This window comes from Vibrio sp. 378, assembly GCF_033339435.1.
In genome coordinates, this window is sequence record NZ_JAWOUO010000165.1 from 1 (window position 1) to 1,040 (window position 1,040).

Consider the following 1,040-nt stretch of genomic DNA (forward strand, 5'->3'; position numbering starts at 1 on the left):
CTTTATAATCCAACCAAGTGGGATTAATGGAGATGCTTGAGAAAATTGATCAGCAATGGCTAAAAAGCTTCCATTGTGTCTACGAGAACAACAGCTTTAAAAGAGCCGCCGAGTTTTTATCTCTGCCGACATCAAATGTCAGTCGCCACATTGCGTTACTTGAAGAACAGCTTGATGTGCGTTTGTTCGACAGAACGACTCGACGAATCTGTGCAACAGACGCTGGAGAACAGCTCTATTTACGCACACAGCCTTTGTTAGACAAACTGAATGATGCGCTTGAAGAAGTGACGCAACACTCTCGTGAGGTCATGGGGCAGCTCAACGTTGTCATGCCAGATTCACCAGAACTAGCTAAAGCCGTCGTCTCTTTTTGTGCTCAGTACTCTGCTATTTCATTGAATTGCGAGACGAACCTAAGCCCTAAAGAGGACTTGCTCGATGGGTTTGACGTTATCGTAAGTTTTCACCGCGGCAAGCTTGAAGACAGCAATTGGATTGCAAAAGAGATCAAGCGTTGGCCGAGTGTTGTGGTCGCCTCACCTAAGCTACTGCACACATGTCAGAGACCTTTCAAAATTACCGATTTGAAGCACGTTCCTTGTATCAGCAGCTTTACTGCCTTGAAAGGAACACCTTGGGTTTTCAGAAATTCGGAAGGAGAACTGATAAGTCAACGAGTACAATCTGCATTTAAGGTCAACAGTGGGCAACTTGCAAAAGCCGGCGCGTTAGCAGGATTCGGGTTTGCGATTCTACCTGTCGAGTTTTGCCATGAAGAAATCGAATCAGGAGATCTGGAAGTGATCGAACTGGAATATGTACCAAAAGATTTGGTGTTGTATGCCTTTTACGCTTCCAGAAAACACTTAGCCAAGAAGATCCCGGCGTTTATCGAGCACTTAAAACGCCAAGCGAATAACGAAGCAAGTGGGTAAAGCCGTAAACTTACCTGTTACTGTCCATACATTGTGAACCAGAAAGGCTGACTTTGTAGAATCCAAATAGACAAAGGAGCACCGTTGAATTCACCTTTCTTT

The 1,040-nt window shown here is 44.7% G+C and carries 1 protein-coding gene; it reads left to right on the forward strand.

Annotation, left to right across the window (positions count from 1 at the left end):
* Positions 1-32 precede the first annotated feature (32 nt).
* Positions 33-938, forward strand: coding sequence for a LysR family transcriptional regulator (locus R7Q48_RS24875; RefSeq protein WP_318132782.1), 906 nt, complete (start codon positions 33-35; stop codon positions 936-938).
* Positions 939-1,040: the final 102 nt, after the last annotated feature.